20 protein-coding genes are annotated in these 15,970 nt (G+C 65.0%); 15 read left to right on the forward strand and 5 right to left on the reverse strand.

What is annotated here, in order from left to right:
• Positions 1 to 37 precede the first annotated feature (37 nt).
• Both NDO55_RS08845 and NDO55_RS08850 read left to right on the forward strand, forming a co-directional pair.
• Positions 38 to 310 carry a hypothetical protein gene (locus NDO55_RS08845; protein WP_252114416.1) on the forward strand — a complete coding sequence of 91 codons (273 nt, stop codon included), beginning with the start codon at positions 38 to 40 and terminating at the stop codon, positions 308 to 310.
• Positions 311 to 373: 63 nt separating this feature from the next.
• Positions 374 to 1,129 (forward strand): methyltransferase family protein, encoded by a 756-nt coding sequence (locus NDO55_RS08850; RefSeq protein WP_252114418.1) that lies wholly within the window; start codon positions 374 to 376, stop codon positions 1,127 to 1,129.
• On the opposite strand, the gene NDO55_RS08855 is transcribed toward NDO55_RS08850, so the two are convergent.
• Positions 1,126 to 3,210 (reverse strand): S8 family peptidase, encoded by a 2,085-nt coding sequence (locus NDO55_RS08855; RefSeq protein ID WP_252114420.1) that lies wholly within the window; start codon positions 3,208 to 3,210, stop codon positions 1,126 to 1,128. The genes NDO55_RS08850 and NDO55_RS08855 overlap by 4 nt on opposite strands.
• Positions 3,182 to 3,490 (reverse strand): hypothetical protein, encoded by a 309-nt coding sequence (locus NDO55_RS08860; RefSeq protein ID WP_252114422.1) that lies wholly within the window; start codon positions 3,488 to 3,490, stop codon positions 3,182 to 3,184. Before NDO55_RS08860 ends, NDO55_RS08855 begins: the two co-directional genes overlap by 29 nt.
• 182 nt (positions 3,491 to 3,672) lie before the next feature.
• Between NDO55_RS08860 and NDO55_RS08865 the strand changes: the two genes are divergently transcribed.
• Both NDO55_RS08865 and dapD read left to right on the forward strand, forming a co-directional pair.
• Positions 3,673 to 4,344, forward strand: a complete 672-nt coding sequence (locus tag NDO55_RS08865) for a pyrimidine 5'-nucleotidase (protein WP_252114424.1) — start codon at positions 3,673 to 3,675, stop codon at positions 4,342 to 4,344.
• Positions 4,341 to 5,159 carry a 2,3,4,5-tetrahydropyridine-2,6-dicarboxylate N-succinyltransferase gene (gene dapD / locus NDO55_RS08870; protein WP_252114426.1) on the forward strand — a complete coding sequence of 273 codons (819 nt, stop codon included), beginning with the start codon at positions 4,341 to 4,343 and terminating at the stop codon, positions 5,157 to 5,159. Before NDO55_RS08865 ends, dapD begins: the two co-directional genes overlap by 4 nt.
• On the opposite strand, the gene NDO55_RS08875 is transcribed toward dapD, so the two are convergent.
• Entirely contained in the window at positions 5,160 to 5,705 is a 546-nt protein-coding gene (locus NDO55_RS08875; protein ID WP_252114428.1) for a TlpA family protein disulfide reductase, read from the reverse strand.
• 56 nt (positions 5,706 to 5,761) lie between these two features.
• On the opposite strand from NDO55_RS08875, the gene NDO55_RS08880 reads away from it, so the two are divergent.
• Together NDO55_RS08880 and NDO55_RS08885 are read left to right on the forward strand one after the other, a co-directional pair.
• Positions 5,762 to 6,079, forward strand: coding sequence for a hypothetical protein (locus tag NDO55_RS08880; protein WP_252114430.1), 318 nt, complete (start codon positions 5,762 to 5,764; stop codon positions 6,077 to 6,079).
• Positions 6,076 to 6,933 carry a UTP--glucose-1-phosphate uridylyltransferase gene (locus NDO55_RS08885; protein ID WP_252114432.1) on the forward strand — a complete coding sequence of 286 codons (858 nt, stop codon included), beginning with the start codon at positions 6,076 to 6,078 and terminating at the stop codon, positions 6,931 to 6,933. Before NDO55_RS08880 ends, NDO55_RS08885 begins: the two co-directional genes overlap by 4 nt.
• Here NDO55_RS08885 and NDO55_RS08890 read toward each other — a convergent pair.
• Positions 6,930 to 7,505: an HNH endonuclease gene (locus tag NDO55_RS08890; RefSeq protein ID WP_252114434.1), complete on the reverse strand. Its 576-nt coding sequence runs from the start codon at positions 7,503 to 7,505 to the stop codon at positions 6,930 to 6,932. The genes NDO55_RS08885 and NDO55_RS08890 overlap by 4 nt on opposite strands.
• A gap of 200 nt (positions 7,506 to 7,705) precedes the next feature.
• Between NDO55_RS08890 and gluQRS the strand changes: the two genes are divergently transcribed.
• From gluQRS to NDO55_RS08935, 9 genes are read left to right on the forward strand one after another with little or no spacing between them, the layout of a single operon-like run.
• A complete protein-coding gene (gene gluQRS / locus NDO55_RS08895) occupies positions 7,706 to 8,557 on the forward strand; it encodes a tRNA glutamyl-Q(34) synthetase GluQRS (RefSeq protein ID WP_252114436.1) in 852 nt (283 codons plus the stop codon).
• A gap of 5 nt (positions 8,558 to 8,562) precedes the next feature.
• Positions 8,563 to 8,766, forward strand: coding sequence for an HIG1 domain-containing protein (locus NDO55_RS08900; protein ID WP_252114438.1), 204 nt, complete (start codon positions 8,563 to 8,565; stop codon positions 8,764 to 8,766).
• Between the two features lie 13 nt (positions 8,767 to 8,779).
• Entirely contained in the window at positions 8,780 to 9,343 is a 564-nt protein-coding gene (locus NDO55_RS08905) for a cob(I)yrinic acid a,c-diamide adenosyltransferase (protein ID WP_252114440.1), read from the forward strand.
• A 55-nt stretch (positions 9,344 to 9,398) separates the two neighbouring features.
• Positions 9,399 to 10,646 carry an ergothioneine biosynthesis protein EgtB gene (egtB, locus tag NDO55_RS08910; protein ID WP_425276899.1) on the forward strand — a complete coding sequence of 416 codons (1,248 nt, stop codon included), beginning with the start codon at positions 9,399 to 9,401 and terminating at the stop codon, positions 10,644 to 10,646.
• The gene (gene egtD / locus NDO55_RS08915; protein WP_252114444.1) at positions 10,630 to 11,598 is read left to right on the forward strand and encodes an L-histidine N(alpha)-methyltransferase; all 969 of its coding nucleotides are present in this window, start codon (positions 10,630 to 10,632) and stop codon (positions 11,596 to 11,598) included. The genes egtB and egtD overlap by 17 nt, the downstream gene beginning before the upstream one ends.
• A gap of 59 nt (positions 11,599 to 11,657) precedes the next feature.
• A complete protein-coding gene (locus NDO55_RS08920; protein WP_252114446.1) occupies positions 11,658 to 11,966 on the forward strand; it encodes a YggT family protein in 309 nt (102 codons plus the stop codon).
• Positions 11,963 to 12,853 (forward strand): bifunctional methylenetetrahydrofolate dehydrogenase/methenyltetrahydrofolate cyclohydrolase FolD, encoded by an 891-nt coding sequence (gene folD / locus NDO55_RS08925; protein WP_252114448.1) that lies wholly within the window; start codon positions 11,963 to 11,965, stop codon positions 12,851 to 12,853. The genes NDO55_RS08920 and folD overlap by 4 nt, the downstream gene beginning before the upstream one ends.
• Complete coding sequence (locus NDO55_RS08930; protein ID WP_252114450.1) at positions 12,850 to 13,479, forward strand: hypothetical protein; 630 nt, start codon at positions 12,850 to 12,852, stop codon at positions 13,477 to 13,479. The genes folD and NDO55_RS08930 overlap by 4 nt, the downstream gene beginning before the upstream one ends.
• An 8-nt stretch (positions 13,480 to 13,487) precedes the next feature.
• Positions 13,488 to 14,126, forward strand: coding sequence for a MarC family protein (locus NDO55_RS08935; RefSeq protein ID WP_252115582.1), 639 nt, complete (start codon positions 13,488 to 13,490; stop codon positions 14,124 to 14,126).
• Here NDO55_RS08935 and NDO55_RS08940 read toward each other — a convergent pair.
• Positions 14,104 to 15,906: an AcrB/AcrD/AcrF family protein gene (locus NDO55_RS08940; RefSeq protein WP_252114452.1), complete on the reverse strand. Its 1,803-nt coding sequence runs from the start codon at positions 15,904 to 15,906 to the stop codon at positions 14,104 to 14,106. The two genes, NDO55_RS08935 and NDO55_RS08940, sit on opposite strands and share 23 nt — an antisense overlap.
• Between the last annotated feature and the right edge of the window lie 64 nt (positions 15,907 to 15,970).

A 15,970-nucleotide genomic window follows, 5' to 3' on the forward strand; every position in this document is an offset into this window, starting at 1 on the left:
TTGGCTATACTCGCGGCTTCGCAAGAGGAGGCGCGTGATGAAACTGCTCATTCTTCCGATGGCGTTCGTGACCATGGGCGCGAGCGATCCTGCAACAGAACCCGCGACACGATTGCTGTCGTCCGACACCGCCCGGGTCGGCGGTCCGCAGCTATGCGAAGAGGATATCGTCCACTTTGCCGATCGCGATGGCGCCGTGACGGCGCGCCCGCTGGGTGATCTGCCGAGGGCGCGGGTCGAGCTTGCCGTCTGGGTTACCGAGAATGGCTGCACCGTGCCGCAAGTGGTCAAGCAGGACGTCGAAGAGTAGCCGACCTCCCCAACACCCCGGGATTCTGGTAAGAGCAAGGCTTCACAACCAAGGGGGGAAGCCATGGCTCGGACATTGGCTCTGCTGTATGCGTTGGTTGCGTATTCCGTATTTTTCGCGACATTTCTCTGGTTCGTCGCCTTTGTCGGCGACATTCGCGAGGTGATGGGCTTAGCCGTTCCGGCGACCGTCGACATGGCACCAAACAGCGCCGCGCCGATGATGGCAGCGATCATCAATATCGGCCTCGTCGCTTTGTTCGGCGTGCATCACAGCGTCGCCGCGCGGATCGGCTTCAAGGACAAGCTCACGCAAAGCCTGCCCAAGAGCGTCGAGCGCTCGACCTATGTGCTCGTCGCCAGCATCCTGCTCGCCGTGCTGATGCACTTCTGGCATCCGATCGAAGGCAGCGTGTGGGACCTCACCGGCACCGCGCTGGAAACCCCGATCTGGGTCCTGTTCGCGATCGGCTGGTTCATCCTCTTCACCGCGACCTGGCTACTCAACCATTTCGAGCTGTTCGGGCTGCAACAGGCCTGGATGCATGGGCGTGGCGATATCCCGCCAATGTCGATGAAGACGCCCGGCTGGTACAAGCTGGTGCGCCATCCAATCTATACCGGCTTCTTCATCGCCATGTGGGCGGCGGTCGAGATGAGCTACGGCCACCTCGTGCTTGCGGGTGCGGTGACGGTCTACATCCTCATCGGCGTCAATTACGAAGAGCGCGATCTCGTGGCGCATTTCGGCGAGGATTATGCCGACTATCGCCGCAAGGTGGGCGCGATCCTGCCCGGTCTCGGCAAAGCGAGAAGCTAGAGACCGATCGAATAGCTGACCGCCCCGCCTATATCGGCGGGTGCGGTCGCAATGTGACCCGGTTGGTGGCGATAGAAGATGTTCGCGCCGACACGGCCACGGCCGAGCGGGCTCGAATAGCTTGCTTCGCCGACCATCTCGCGGCCCGAGGGCGACAGGCTGAAGCGCTGCCAGCCGAACGTCGCGCTTTCGGTCGCATAATCCCACGCCACCGCGCCGTAGAGATCGATGCCGCCCGCTTCGACACGCAGCGGCTGCGCGACGCGGAAGCCGAGGCGGTCACCGAAGGCGAGGTTGTGGCGGCGGCCAAGGTCGATCGCAAAGGCGCTGGTCACCAGATTGCCAGCCGCAAAATCGGTACTGCCCAAACGGCCCGTCAGGCCGAGGTCGACACCTGCGCCCAGATCGCGGCGCCATTCGGCATCGATGAAGTGGGTAAGCGCACCGCCGCCACCGCCCAGCACCGGATCGATCCGGCCACCAAGCAATGTCTCGCTTTCATCGAGCCGCGTGAAGCTGAGGCTTGCCCGGCCGAAGCTGCCAAGGTCGCGGTCCAGCGCCACGAGGAAGCGGCGATAGGTCGCCGATCGTTCGTCGAAGGCGCTGAGCGGGGTCGCGACATCGCCCGTATCGGCGGCCAGTGTCAGCCCGGCAAAGCCCAGATCGCGGCGCACCGCCAGCGCGCCATCGCTCGCGCCGTCGAACCCGAGATCGGTCGTGCGGGCAGCGAAGAAGCGCGCACTGTCATGGCGCGCTAGTTGGCGCTGCATGGCCGACGCGCCTTCGGAAAAGCCCAACGCCACCGCGGTCTTGTCGTCGACCGCGGCAATGATGCGCCCGGCAAGCAAGCGCGCATCGGCGCGGCCATCTTCGTCGAGGCCGAGTAAAGCCACATCCACATTGGGGCTCGCCGCATCCATGCCGAAGCGCGGCGCGACGGTCAGCGCGAGATTGAGGCCCGGCATTGCAACGCCGCCCGAACGGGTCTGGCCCGCCAGCGCGCGACCCAGCGGCCGCGCATCCTGCGCTCCCGACAAGGTCTTGCCGACCTCCAGATTGTAGGCACGGTCATAGCGGTCGGTGACGAGCGTCGTCTGGCCCGCGCTTGCGCCGGCATCGCCTGCCGCCATCGGCAGTGCGCCGTTGAAGCTGAGCGAAATGCTTTCGTCCGTGCCGGCAAGGCTGGTCGCCCCGATCGGCTGGAACGCGCTATCCAGGTTGAGGCGGCCGCGGCCGTAAATGGCATCGGTCCCTGGATCGCCCAGGTCGTCCGCGCTGGTAAAGAGAATCTCGACGATCTCCGCGCCGGTGAGGTTGGGGAAGGCATCGGCGAGCAAGGCCACCGCGCCCGAAATGACGGGCGCCGAGAAGCTCGTGCCCGACCAGAGGAATTGCGTGCCCGTATGGTCTGGCGCCTGGATGTCGGCACCCAAGGCCGCGAGATAATATTCGCCTGCCGTGCCGGCACGATTGGAGAATTCGGCGATGCGATCATCGTCGACACCGAAGGGCGTGGAATCGCCCAGCGCGCCGGCGATGATCACCATGCCCGGATTGTCGAAGGCCGGGATCGAGGCGAAGGTGTCGGGATTGTCGCCATTGGCGCCGCGCCCGTCATTGCCCGCAGCAATCACGATGACGACGCCTGCGGCAGCGGCAGCATTGATGCTGTTCTGCAGTCGCCGGCTGGGATCGCCCCCGCCAAGCGACAGGTTGATAACGGTCGCGCCGGCAGCCACCGCCGCATCGACGCCGTCGGCGATATCGTCGTCGAACAGCGCGCAGCCATCGCTTGTGGCGCAGCTGCCGGGATCGTCGGCGCGGTAGGAGATGATCGTGGCCTCATAGGCAACGCCCATCGTGTTGCTGCCGTCGCGCGCGCCCGCCGCGACCGAGCTCACTGCCGTGCCGTGGCCATCATCATCCGACACACCGCGATTGCCCGCAGCGTCCGCGCTGGCGGCGGAAACACGTCCGGCAAAGGCGGGCAGCGACGGATTGATCCCGGTATCGATGACCGCAATCGAGACGCCTTCGCCACTCGCACCAGCCTCATAGGCGGTGATCGCATTGGCCGACACATTGTAGGTCGAGCGTCGGTATTCCGCCGTGTTGAAATCCGTTCCCGTCGGGGTGGGTGTTGGCGTGGGCGTCGGGTTTGGCGTGGGCGTCGGGGTTGGCGTGGGCGTAGGTGTGGGTGTCGGCGTCGGAGTGGGAGTAGGCGTCGGGGTAGGAGTCGGAGTGGGCGTAGGCGTGGGAGTCGGCGTAGGCGTCGGGGTCGGAGTCGGAGTCGGGGTCGGCGTAGGCGTCGGCAGCGGCGCAGGCCGCGTCACCGTGCCGCCGGTCGATCCGCCACCACAAGCCGCCAAAAACATTGCCAAAGTGACCACGCTCGCCGCCGTCCGCAGCTTCCCACGATTACCCATAACCTGCCCGTCTTCCTGTTAACGCATTCTATTGTCTCGGCTTTTTACCCGACAGTTATGAACGCAAACTTACGTTTTGCCGAAAAACGGATCAAAGGCTAGACGGGCTTTGAACCGATGCGCGACCAATTTGCCCATATCAGCGACTGGATCTTCGATCTGGACAACACGCTCTACCCTGCCTCGAGCGGGCTGTTCGCGCATATCGACAAGCGCATGACCGGCTTCATCGCCGACCTGATGGACCTGGATCCGATCGAGGCGCGCAAGGTCCAGAAGGGCTATTTCGCCTCGCACGGCACCACGCTTGCGGGGCTGATGGCCGACCATGATGTCGACCCGCATCACTTCCTCGACCATGTCCACGACATTCCCCTCGAGGACATCACCCCGGACCCGCGCATCGTCGAGGGGATCGCCAACCTGCCGGGCCGGGCCTTCATCTACACCAATGGCGATGCGCCCTATGCCGGCCGCGTGCTCGAGCGATTGGGGCTCGGCAGCCATTTCGTACACGTCCACGACATCCACGCCACCAATTACCGCCCCAAGCCCGAGCCGCACGGCTACGAGCAGTTGGTGCGGCAGTTCGATATCGACCCGGCCGGCGCGCTGATGGTCGAGGACATGATCAAGAATCTGAAACCCGCCAAGGCCCTCGGTTTTACGACCATATGGGTCGACAATGGATCGGAACAGGCGCAAGAAGCGCCCGATTTCGCCCATGTCGACCATCGCATCACCGATGTCGGCGCCTGGCTAGCCGAACTCAACGGAGACAATGAATGAGCGACCTCCAATCCACCATCGATGCTGCCTGGGACCGCCGCGACAGCGTCAGTGCCGACGACAAGGCACTGGTCGAAGCCGTCGAGGAAGCGATCCTGCTCCTGGACCGCGGCGAGGAACGCGTCGCCGAGCCGACCGACAATGGCTGGGTCGTCAACCAGTGGCTCAAGAAAGCGGTCCTGCTTTCCTTCCGCCTCAACCCGATGAGCGTCATCGAAGGCGGCCCCGGCGGGGCGCATTGGTGGGACAAGGTCGACAGCAAATTTCTGGGCTGGGGCGAGGAAGCCTTCAAGCAGGCCGGTTTCCGCGCCGTGCCCAACGCGATCGTCCGCCGCGGCGCGCATGTCGCCAAGAATGCCGTGCTGATGCCGAGCTTCGTCAATATCGGCGCCTATGTCGGCGAAGGCACGATGATCGATACCTGGGCAACCGTCGGCAGCTGCGCGCAGATCGGCAGCAACGTCCACCTGTCGGGCGGCGCCGGCATTGGCGGCGTGCTCGAACCGCTCCAGGCCGAACCGACCATCATCGAGGATGATTGCTTCATCGGGGCCCGCAGCGAAGTCGCCGAAGGCGTCATCGTCGAAAAGGGCGCGGTCCTGTCGATGGGCGTATTCATCTCGGCCTCGACCAAGATCGTCGACCGCCACACCGGCGCGGTCCATTATGGCCGCGTCCCGGCTTATTCGGTGGTCGTGCCGGGCACGATGCCGGGTCGCGATGGCCAGCCGAACCTCGCCTGCGCCGTCATCGTGAAGACCGTCGATGAAAAGACCCGCTCGAAGACGGGAATCAACGAACTCCTGCGCGACTAGTTAGTCGAGCCGCGCCAGCAGTTCGGCGGCTTCCTCGCCGTCCCAGTGCAGGTCGCCGACGAAGCGCCACACCTCGCGCCCCTCGCCGTCATAGAGGACGGTGGTGGGCATGATCGTGACGCTGAGCGCATCGGTCATCGCCATTTCGGGGTCCTGCCAAGTCTCGACGCCCTCAATCTCATTGTCGTCCAAAAAGGCGCGGATCGAGGCCTGCGGCACCTGGAAATCCTGGTTGAGCATGAGCACCTGCGGCGCATCCTCGCGCGCGGCGAGCGCCACCAGCGTCGGCAATTCCTCGATGCAGGGCGCGCACCAGCTCGCCCACAGGTTGACGAGGATGGGTTCGCCGCCGGCAATCTCGGCGAGCGTCGTTTCCTCGCCATCGGGCGCCAGCACCGCAATATCGGGCATTTGCGAGCCGGCTTCGCTCTCCACCAGGCCGGCCATCGTGCCGGCGGGCTGAGACGATTGACCGTCGGTCTCGGCGCTCCCGCAAGCGGCAAGCGCGAGGGCGGCAAGGGCGATAAGATGCTGTTTCCTGATCATGGCGTCGCCGATTAGGCGGTTGGCAGCGCGGCTGCAATGCGGCATTGCGGGCAGCTATGGACAGACGGCTGCTTCTTGCTCCCCTTCTCGTCGCGCTCGCCGCTTGCGGGCAGGACGGTCCGCTGCGCCCCGCCGACGGGAGCGACCTGCCGCCGCAGCCCGCGCTGGCGACCGAGCGTCCTGATGCCGAGGCGCTGCTGACCGCCCCTCCCATCGCCCGTCCCGAGCGCGTCGACGAGCTGGTGCGCCAGTCGACCCCGCGCCAACCCGATCCGTTCGACCTGCCCCCGCCCGAAGGCGGCGCGGCACCGGCCCCCTCGCCCGAAAGCGAGGATGATGACGATATTGCGCCCGAAGAGGACCCGATCCCATGACGAAGCCCATTCGCACCGCCATCTTCCCGGTCGCCGGTCTCGGCACGCGACTGCTGCCCGCGACCAAGACGATGCCCAAGGAAATGCTGACGATCGTCGATCGCCCGCTCATCCAATATGCGGTGGACGAGGCGCGCGAGGCAGGCGTCGAACGACTGGTCTTCATCACCGGCCGCGGCAAGGCCAGCCTCGTCGACTATTTCGACATGGCCTACGAGCTTGAAAAGACGCTCGACGAAAAGGGCAAACCGCTCGATCCGCTCGCGTCCAGCCGCACCGGCTTCGGCGAGCTGGTCACGGTGCGCCAGCAACAGCCATTGGGTCTCGGCCATGCCGTCTGGTGCGCGCGCCACATCACGGCTGACGAGCCCTTCGCCGTGCTGCTCCCCGACGACCTGATGGTCGGCAAGCCCGGCGCACTGAAACAGATGGTCGATGCCTACGAACAGCATGGCGGCAACATCGTCTGTGCCCAGCAGGTGCCCAAGGAAAAGACCTCGAGCTACGGCATCGTCGATCCGGGCGAGACGCACGGCAAGGTCACCGAAGTGAAAGGCATGGTCGAGAAACCCGACCCGTCGCAAGCACCCTCCACGCTCGGCATTGTCGGCCGCTACATCCTTCAGCCCGAAGTGATGGACGAACTCGGCGCGCACGAGAAAGGCGCGGGCGGGGAGATCCAGCTCACCGATGCGATGGCCAAGCTGATCGGCCGCCAGCCCTTCCATGCGCTCGACGTCGATGCGGTGCGCCACGATTGCGGCAACAAGGCCGGCTTCGTTCTCGCCAACCTCGCCCTCGGCATGGCCGACGACGAGGTCGCGCCCAAACTCAAGGAATGGCTCGCCAGCTAGGCTTCGAGTTCGACGTCCCAATAAAGGAAATCGTGCCAGCTTTCGTGAAGGTGGTTGGGCGGGAAGGCCCGGCCATGCTCCTGCAACTGCCAGCTGGTCGGGCGGATCGGCGTGCCGCCATGGATCGGCATATGCGCTTCGGCAGGCGTGCGGCCGCCTTTCTTGAGGTTGCATGGTGCGCAGGCGGTGGCGACATTCTCCCAGCTTGTGACCCCGCCCTGCCGGCGCGGGATGACATGGTCGAAGGTCAGCTCGCGGCCCGAGCCGCAATAGACACATGTAAACTTGTCGCGCAGGAACAGGTTGAATCGTGTGAAGGCAGGATATTCGTTGGGCTTCACATATTGCCGCAAGGCGATGACGCTCGGCAGCCGCATGTCGCAGCTGGGCGAATGCACCCGCCGCTCATAATGGTCGATGACGTCGACGCGCTCGAGGAACATCGCCTTGACCGCGGTCTGCCAAGGCCACAGGCTCAGCGGGAAATAGCTCAAGGGCGTATAATCGGCATTCAGGACCAATGCCGGGCAGGATTCAGGATGTCTCAGCAGTTCCGGGTGATGATCAACCACAAGGAGGCCTTTCCGTGTCGTTCCCTTTCGGGCCTCGACACCGGTCCCCCGGCGCATCGCACTCACCTTGCGGGAGACCGGCGGCCGACTGGCCCGTCTTTCCGTCTGATGCCCCGCCGGATGCCACCCCGGAGAGTCAGGGTCATGACACCAGAATCGCGGAATCGTGACAAGAGTCACTTTTGCAACACTGCCGAGTCATGATCGTCACGCGTTTCGCCCCCTCGCCGACCGGCCTTTTGCACCTGGGTCACGCCTATAGCCTCGCCCAAGGCGCAAGGGCCGCCCGCGACGGGCAGCTCAAGCTTCGCATCGACGATCTCGACCCCGGCCGCTGCCGCCCCGAATTTGTCGACGGCATCATGGAGGACATGGACTGGCTGGGCGTTCGCTTCGACGGTGACGTCATGGTGGAGAGCCAGCGGGTCGATGCCTATGAAGACGCGCTCGATAGCTTGCGTCAGCGCGGCCTTCTCTATGCCTGCTTCTGCACCCGCAAGGATATCGTCGCCGCCCTCAATGCCCCGCATGGCGATCCCGGCGCGCATTATCCCGGCACCTGTCGCGGCCTGCCCGACCACCCCGTCCGCCGCGAGGCCGAGCCGCATAGCTGGCGCCTCGATGGGAAAAAAGCGCTGGAAATGGCCGGCGGCCTGCCGAGCTGGCGCGATCATGACGGCACCAACCATCGTGGCCGCGAGGAAGACATCGGTGACGCCATCCTTGCCCGCAAGGACGCGCCCGCCGCCTATCATCTCGCCTGCGTACTCGACGATGCGGCGCAGGGCGTGAACCTCGTCACCCGCAGCGCCGATCTCGAAGGCTCGACCACAATCCAACGGCTACTACAGATCCTTCTCGACCTGCCTGAGCCCTCCTACCTCCATCATCGCCTGGTCGTGGATGCCGGGACGGGCAAGCGCCTGTCCAAGCGCGACGAGGCCCCGACATTGAAGGCGATGCGCGACAAGGGCGTCGACGGCCCTGCCCTGCTCGAAGGCCTGATGGACGAAAGGCTGCCCTTGGGTTTTGCGCTGGCCGATCCTACATAGGGGCCATGACGACATTTCTCGCAATCCTGCTGATCATCGCCATGGGCGCGACCGGCTATGCACTCGTTCGCGGCGTCATCGCCATGGCCAATGGCAAGGACATGACCGGCGAGGTCCAGCAGAAATATATGCAAAAGCGCGTGCTCTATCAGGGCATCGCCATTGTGATCATGACGCTGATCTTCCTCGCCATGGGCGCCGGTCGCTGATAGCACTGGCCGCATGGTCAAGCTCAACAAGATCTACACCCGCACCGGCGATGACGGCACATCCGGCCTCGTCGACGGCAGCCGCGTCGCCAAGAACAGCCTTCGCATGCAGGCCATCGGCGATGTCGATGAAGCCAATAGCGCGCTGGGCGTCGCCATTGCCGCGATCGAAGGCGGCGAGGAAGGCGACATTCTCGCGCTGCGCCGCATCCAGAACGAATTGTTCGATCTGGGCGCCGATCTCGCCACGCCTGACGGTATCGAGGGCGCGCTACGCATCCAGCCCGAGCAAGTCGCGCGCCTCGAGGACGAAATCGACGCGATGAACGACAGCCTCGAGCCGCTGACCAGCTTCGTGCTGCCTGGTGGCTCGGCCGGCACCGCGCATCTCTATCTTGCCCGCGCCGTCGTGCGCCGCGCCGAGCGCAAGGCCGTCGCGCTGGCCGCAGAAGAGCCGGTCAACGAGCATGCGCTCGCCTATATCAACCGCCTTTCGGACCATCTTTTCGTGGCTGCACGCTCGGTCGCCGTGGCCGGTAGCGGCGAGATCAAATGGGAGCCTGGCGCCACCCGCTAGAAAATTTCGCAGGCCAACGTAGCATTCCCGTAACTTTGGCTGTTATGAAGGCTTCATTGTGGCGCGTGCGGACGAGCAACCCCGGCCGGATCTCGGCAAGCAATATGCGGCGACGCGTAGCCTGACGCTCGACCTTGCCGCGCCCTTGTCGGACGCCGATGCGACGATCCAGCCGCACCCCGACGCCAGCCCCGCCAAATGGCATCTCGCGCACACCACCTGGTTCTTCGAGACCTTCATCCTGCGCGACCATGTGCCGGGCTATTCGCTCTATGACGAACGCTGGCCCTATCTCTTCAACAGCTATTATGAGGGTGAGGGCGAACGTCACATGCGCGCGCGCCGCGGCATGGTGAGCCGCCCCAGCCTCGATGAAATCCGCGCCTATCGCGCCCATGTCGACACCGTCCTCATGGATGCGCTGCCGCAGCTGCCCGACGAGGTGCAGGCACTGGTGACGCTCGGCGTGCATCACGAACAGCAGCACCAGGAACTGTTCCTCACCGATATTCTCGCGACGCTTGCAGAGAACCCGCTCGATCCCGTCTATATGGATGGGCCGCCGCTGCAGCAGGACAATGCCGCGCCGATGGGCTGGACCCGCCATGAAGGCGGCACGGTCGAGATCGGGACGAACGGCGGTGACGGCTTCAGCTTCGATTGCGAGCGTCCCCGCCACCAGCTGATCGTGCCCGGTTTCGAGCTTGCCGACCGACTGGTCACGCAGGGCGAATGGGCCGACTTCATGCGCGACGGCGGCTATTCGACCCCATCGCTCTGGCTGTCGGACGGGTGGGCATGGACTTGCGAGAACAAGATCGAAAGCCCGCTCTACTGGGATTGCCGCGACGGCGAATGGTCGCGCTTCACCTTGTCGGGCCGCCGCCCGATCGAGCCCGGCCTGCCGGTCACGCATATCAACTATTTCGAAGCCGAAGCCTATGCCCGCTGGGCCGGCGTGCGCCTGCCGACCGAGGCCGAGTGGGAGCTTGCCGCGGCCCATGCCGACGCAGCCGCCGGCAACCAGCTCGACCGCGCCGCACCGGTCATGCCGGTGGGCTCGGACAACCTGTTCGGCGATTGCTGGCAATGGACCGGCTCGGCCTACCTGCCCTATCCCGGCTTCACCCCCGAAGAGGGCACGGTCGGCGAATATAATGGCAAGTTCATGTGCGGGCAGTTCGTCCTCAAGGGCGCGTCCTGCGCCACCCCGCGCGGGCATAGCCGCGCCACCTATCGCAATTTCTTCTACCCGGCCCAGCGCTGGCAGTTCACCGGAGTCCGTCTTGCCCGAAACGCTTGAGGCCGCAGTTACGGTCGACCCCGCCTTCCGCGACGATGTGTTGCGGGGCCTGAAACAGAAGCAGCCCTCCATCCCCGCCCGCTGGCTCTACGACCGGCGCGGTTCGGAGCTGTTCGACGATATCACTCGCCTCGATGCCTATTATCCCACCCGCGTCGAGACCAGGATCATGCGCGACAATGCGGCTGAAATCGCTGCCGCCGCCGGCAAGGGCGGCGCGCTCATCGAGTTCGGCGCCGGCAGCGTGACCAAGACGCCGCTGATGATCAATGCGCTGGAGCCCGATCATTATGTCCCGATCGACATTTCGGGCGATTATCTGCGCGACAGTGCGGCCAAGCTGAAGGCCGACCATCCGGGCCTCGAGGTCGATCCGGTCGAAGCCGATTTCACCAAGCCCTTCGACCTGCCCGACGCTATCGCCGGACTACACCGCGTCGGCTTCTTTCCCGGCTCGACCATCGGCAATTTCGTGCCGCGTAGCGCTACCGACCTGCTGCGCAGCTTCCGGGATATCCTGCTCGACGACAGCATGCTGCTGATCGGGATGGACCGGGTGAAGGATCTGGATCGCCTGCGCGCCGCCTATGATGACCCCGAGGGCGTCACCGCGGCATTCAACAAGAATCTCCTCACCCGCATCAATCGCGAGCTAGATGCGCGCGTCGATGAAGACGCCTTCGTCCACGAGGCGCGCTGGAACGAGATGCTGGGGCGGATCGAGATGCATCTCGTCGCCACCCGCGATACGGTGATGGACATCGAAGGCGAGCGCTTCGCCTTTGCCGAGGGCGACACCATCCACACCGAAAACAGCCACAAATATGGCAAGCGCGGCGCGCGCACCCTGCTGCTCTCGGGCGGCTGGACGCCGATCGCCGAGTGGGTCGATGCGGACCGCGACTTCGCCTTCATCCTCGCCGAGGCCCAGCCCAACCGGTTCGCGCCCTAGCGACGCCCGTCCATAGAGACCGTGTTGCAGTGCGAAGAGGGGCAAGCTAAGCCTCGGCCATGATCTACGCGCTCTTCAATATTCTCTACATCCTGCTCGATGTGCTCTTCTGGGTGATCATCGCGCAGGTGATCATCAGCTGGCTGTTCGTCTTCAAGGTGCTCGACCCATACAGTCGCGTCGTCGCCACGATCGTCGAGGTGCTGGAGCGCATTACCGCGCCCATTTACCGGCCGATCCGCAAGATTCTGCCCGATTTCGGCCAACTCGACCTGTCGCCGATGGTCGTTCTGTTCGGCATCCTGATCCTGCAGCGCGCCGTCATTCCCGGCATCCTCATGGAGCTTGGCCCGACGGTGGTGCGATGAGCGCCGACAAGATCGACGGCAAGGCCGCCGCCGCCGCCTTGCGCGAGCGGATCGCCAGCGCCGTTTCGCATTTCAAGGAGCAAGTGGGCCGCGCGCCCGGCCTCCATGTCGTCTTGGTCGGCGACGATCCGGCGAGCGCGGTCTATGTCGGTTCCAAGGAGAAAGCGACCGAAGCCGCCGGCATGGTCGGCAAAGTCCACCGCTATCCTGCGGGCGTGACCGAGGCGGAAATCCTCCACCTCATCGACCGGATGAACCGTGATGCGACGGTCGACGGCATCCTCGTCCAGCTCCCGCTCCCCGACCATATTGACAGCGCGCATGTGCTCGATCGCATCGACCCCGCCAAGGATGTCGACGGCTTCCACGTTATCAATGCCGGCAAGCTCGCGGTGGGCGAGAGCGCGCTCGTGCCGTGCACGCCTTATGGCTGCATCCACTTGCTGAAAGAGCGTCTCGGCGACCTTTCAGGCAAGCATGCCGTGGTGATCGGCCGCTCCAACATCGTCGGCAAGCCGATGGCGCAATTGCTGCTGCAGGAAAATGCCACCGTCACCATCGCGCACAGTCGCACTGCCGACCTGCCCGCATTGGCGCGCCAGGCCGACATTCTCGTCGCCGCCGTGGGCCGCCCCGAAATGATCAAGGGCGACTGGGTGAAACCCGGCGCGACGGTGATCGACGTCGGCATCAACCGCCTGCGCCCGAGCGAAGAGGGCGGGCGCGGCAAGCTGGTCGGTGACGTTGCCTATGACGAAGCCGCCGAACATGCCGCTGCCATCACCCCCGTGCCCGGCGGCGTCGGCCCCATGACCATCGCCATGCTGCTCGCCAACACGCTGCGAGCCGCCAATGCCCGAGAAGGGCTGGAGCCGCCGCAGCTATGATCCTTGCCGCCCTGCTGATGCTTGCGGACCCGGCGACCGCGCTCGACGCCGAGCTCGCCTTCGCCGCCGACGCACGCGAAAACGGGCAGTGGCAGGCATTCGGGAACTGGGCGCACGAAGACGGCATTCTCATCGGCCGCAACGTGATCCCCGCGATTGGCTTCGCTGCCGCCGCTGCGGAGAATGGCGAACCCCATTATGCAACCGCCTGGTGGCCCAGCCTGTCGGTCGGCAGCTGCGATGGCCGCACCGCCTTCAACATGGGGCCTTTTTTCAGCCCCGGGTCGGGAGCGTCGGGTAACTTTCACACCGTATGGACGCTGACCGAAGATGGCTGGCGATACCTTATCGACATGGGCCTGCCGACGGCCGATGCTGAGATGGCCGATGATCCCAAGATCGACATTGCCAGCTGCGCCAACCTGCCGCAGGACGTCTCACCCGTCGAATGGGAAAGCGAGACCGCGCGCGGTGCCACCGGCTATAGCGACGATGGCAGCCTGAAATGGGAATGGCGGCACGGCATCTGGGGCGAGGATGAGACCCCGCGCCGCAGCCTCAGGACCTGGCGCTGGGACGGTGAAATCTACATTCTGGTCTATGAGGCCGAGGAGATGATCGACTGATGGAAAGCCTGATCGGCCTGTTCGGCTCTGCCTTCGTCACCTTTGCGGTCATCGTCGATCCGCCCGGCAATGCGCCCATCTTTGCGGGGCTGACCCGCGATGCAACGCCGCAATCGCGCCGCCGCATGGCCTTCCGCGCCGCCTTCGTCGCCTGGTGCATCCTCCTCTTTTTCGCCTTTTTTGGCGAGCCGCTGCTGGACGCACTCGGCATCAGCCTTGCCGCCTTTCGCATCGCCGGCGGCATCATGCTGTTCATGATCGCGCTCGAAATGGTCTTCGAAAAGCGCACCGAGCGCCGCGAGAATCGCGCCGCCGACATCGAGGGCACACCCGAGGCCGAAGATGTCTCTGTCTTCCCCATGGCCATCCCGATGATCGCCGGTCCCGGCACCATCGCCGCGATGATGCTCTATATGGCCGAAGCCGATACGGCGGAGGAAACGATTACCGTCGTCAGCGCGATGAGCGCGGTGATCCTCATCACCCTGCTGGCACTACTGGCGGCGGGGCCGATCATGAAATTGCTCGGTGCCAAACTCGAAGCGATGATCACCCGCCTGTTGGGCGTCATCCTCGCCGCGCTGGCCGCTCAATTCGTCATCGACGGGATCGAGCAGAGCCTGTTCACTTCACCCGGAATAGCTTGATCGGCGAGCCTTCGAGCCAGCGCTCGTCGACCGGCTCGAGCCAGTCGGGCACTTCACCGCGAACAAGCCGGGCATCGAGGCGATCCGCGTCGGGCAATTCGTCGCCCGGCCCGCGCTCGTCGCAGATCATCACATAGTCGCTCCCCAGCCCGCGCACCGTGCGCTCGGCATCGGCATCTTCGTCGGGCTGCGACAGCAATACCGACAGCACCATGCCGATCGCCTCGTCATTGCGATGATAGGGCCCGGTGATGGTCGTGTGATGCGTGGTCACGAGGAGGCGCGGCGCAAGGTCGATATGGGTGAAGATCGTCGCCGGCTCGATCCGGTCGAGCTGCCCCATGACCCAGCTTTGCTGGCAATTGGACGCCGGCTCCTCGTCATTATTGACGACCTTTTCCTTGGCCTCGCGCTTCACCTCGGCCTCGTTCTTTGGGAGGTAGTTGCTGGCGATCGTGCCGAGCGCGCCAAGTCCGATCACGGCAACCAGGTAGGTGCCGATGATCCGCACTAGCGCCGATCCCGAGGCCAGCGTGCGCGGCAGGAGCAGCATGACGAAGGCCGCCGCGCCGGGCACGGCCATCAACTGCGCTGGGCCGCCGGCCCGAATCTGCCAGAAGACGAGGCCGATGGCCGCGAGCATGGGCACGCCGAGCACGAGCAGGTGACGGCGATGCCCCTCGCCCGCCGGCAGCAGGCGCCAGGCAAGGATGTAGCCGATCATGCCGACGACCAGGGGCGTCAGCGCGCTCCAGGCCGTGCGCAGGCTATGTTCGTGCGCGCCGCGCGCCTCGCTGACCCGCTCGAGCCAGAGTTCGCTCACTGCCGGATCGACCCCTTCGAGGCGCGACAGGCATTGCGGGAAAGCGACGCCGTGGAACGCCGCCAGCACCACGCCGGCGATGCCTGCGAGGATGAGCCGCCCCTTCCAGGTCGGCGGGCTCTTCCAGGCGAGCAGCAGCGCCGCCGCGCCCGCCAGCATCATGTCGCTGAGCCAGACCGGCGTCAGCGCATCGCAGCGCAGCGCGCGATTGGCCTCCGAGGCAAATAGCAAGAAGCCGAGCCCGCATCCGAGCGCCAAAGCGACTCCATAACTACCGATGCGGCGCGCTTCTTCGGCCTTCCAGACCCAGCTGAGCACCAGCCCCGCGCCGATCAGCGCGAGCGGGATGAGCAGTTCGAGCCCGATGGTCAGCGAGGCCGCCGTCGCGATGCCCGCGATGATACCGCCGCGTCTCTTGTTGGGATCGACCGCCCCCGCCATCACCCAGGCTAGGCAGGCCAGCTGCCAGCCATGATGGTCGATTCGCATCGGGAAAAAGTTGCCGATGGCGATGGGCGAGAAGACGAGGATCAGCATCGCTGGCAGCCAGGCCAACTTGCCCGCCACCCGCCGCGCCACCAGCGCGATCGCCACCGCTGCGACCAGCAATGCCATTAGCGGTGCCATGGCCAGCGCGAACAATTCCGCGGCCTCGGCACCCAGAAACGGTTCGGAAATCAGGATCAGCCCGGCAATCGGCAGGTCGACCAGCCGCGACCAGTGAATATCGGCGCCTTCGGGCGCGAGCATCCGATATTGGCGAAGGTCGTACCAGCCCTGCCCGCCGAGCCAGTCGCGCACCTGCAAGAGGCGCAGATTGTCGTCGGTATCGCGCAGGTTCAACGTGGCGATGGCGACCACGTTCATGGTCGTCACCAAGGTCGAGAAAGCAAGCCACAGGAACAAGGTCCCCATCAGCCAGCGCCGCTCAAGAAATGCCTTCAACCTGGCCAACATCGCCGTCTTGCCCCCACGCTCGTTTCACCCCTTCTCGACGAGGCTCGTCCCCCTTGCAAGAGGA

Source organism: Sphingomicrobium sediminis, assembly GCF_023805295.1.
Lineage (GTDB): Bacteria > Pseudomonadota > Alphaproteobacteria > Sphingomonadales > Sphingomonadaceae > Sphingomicrobium > Sphingomicrobium sediminis.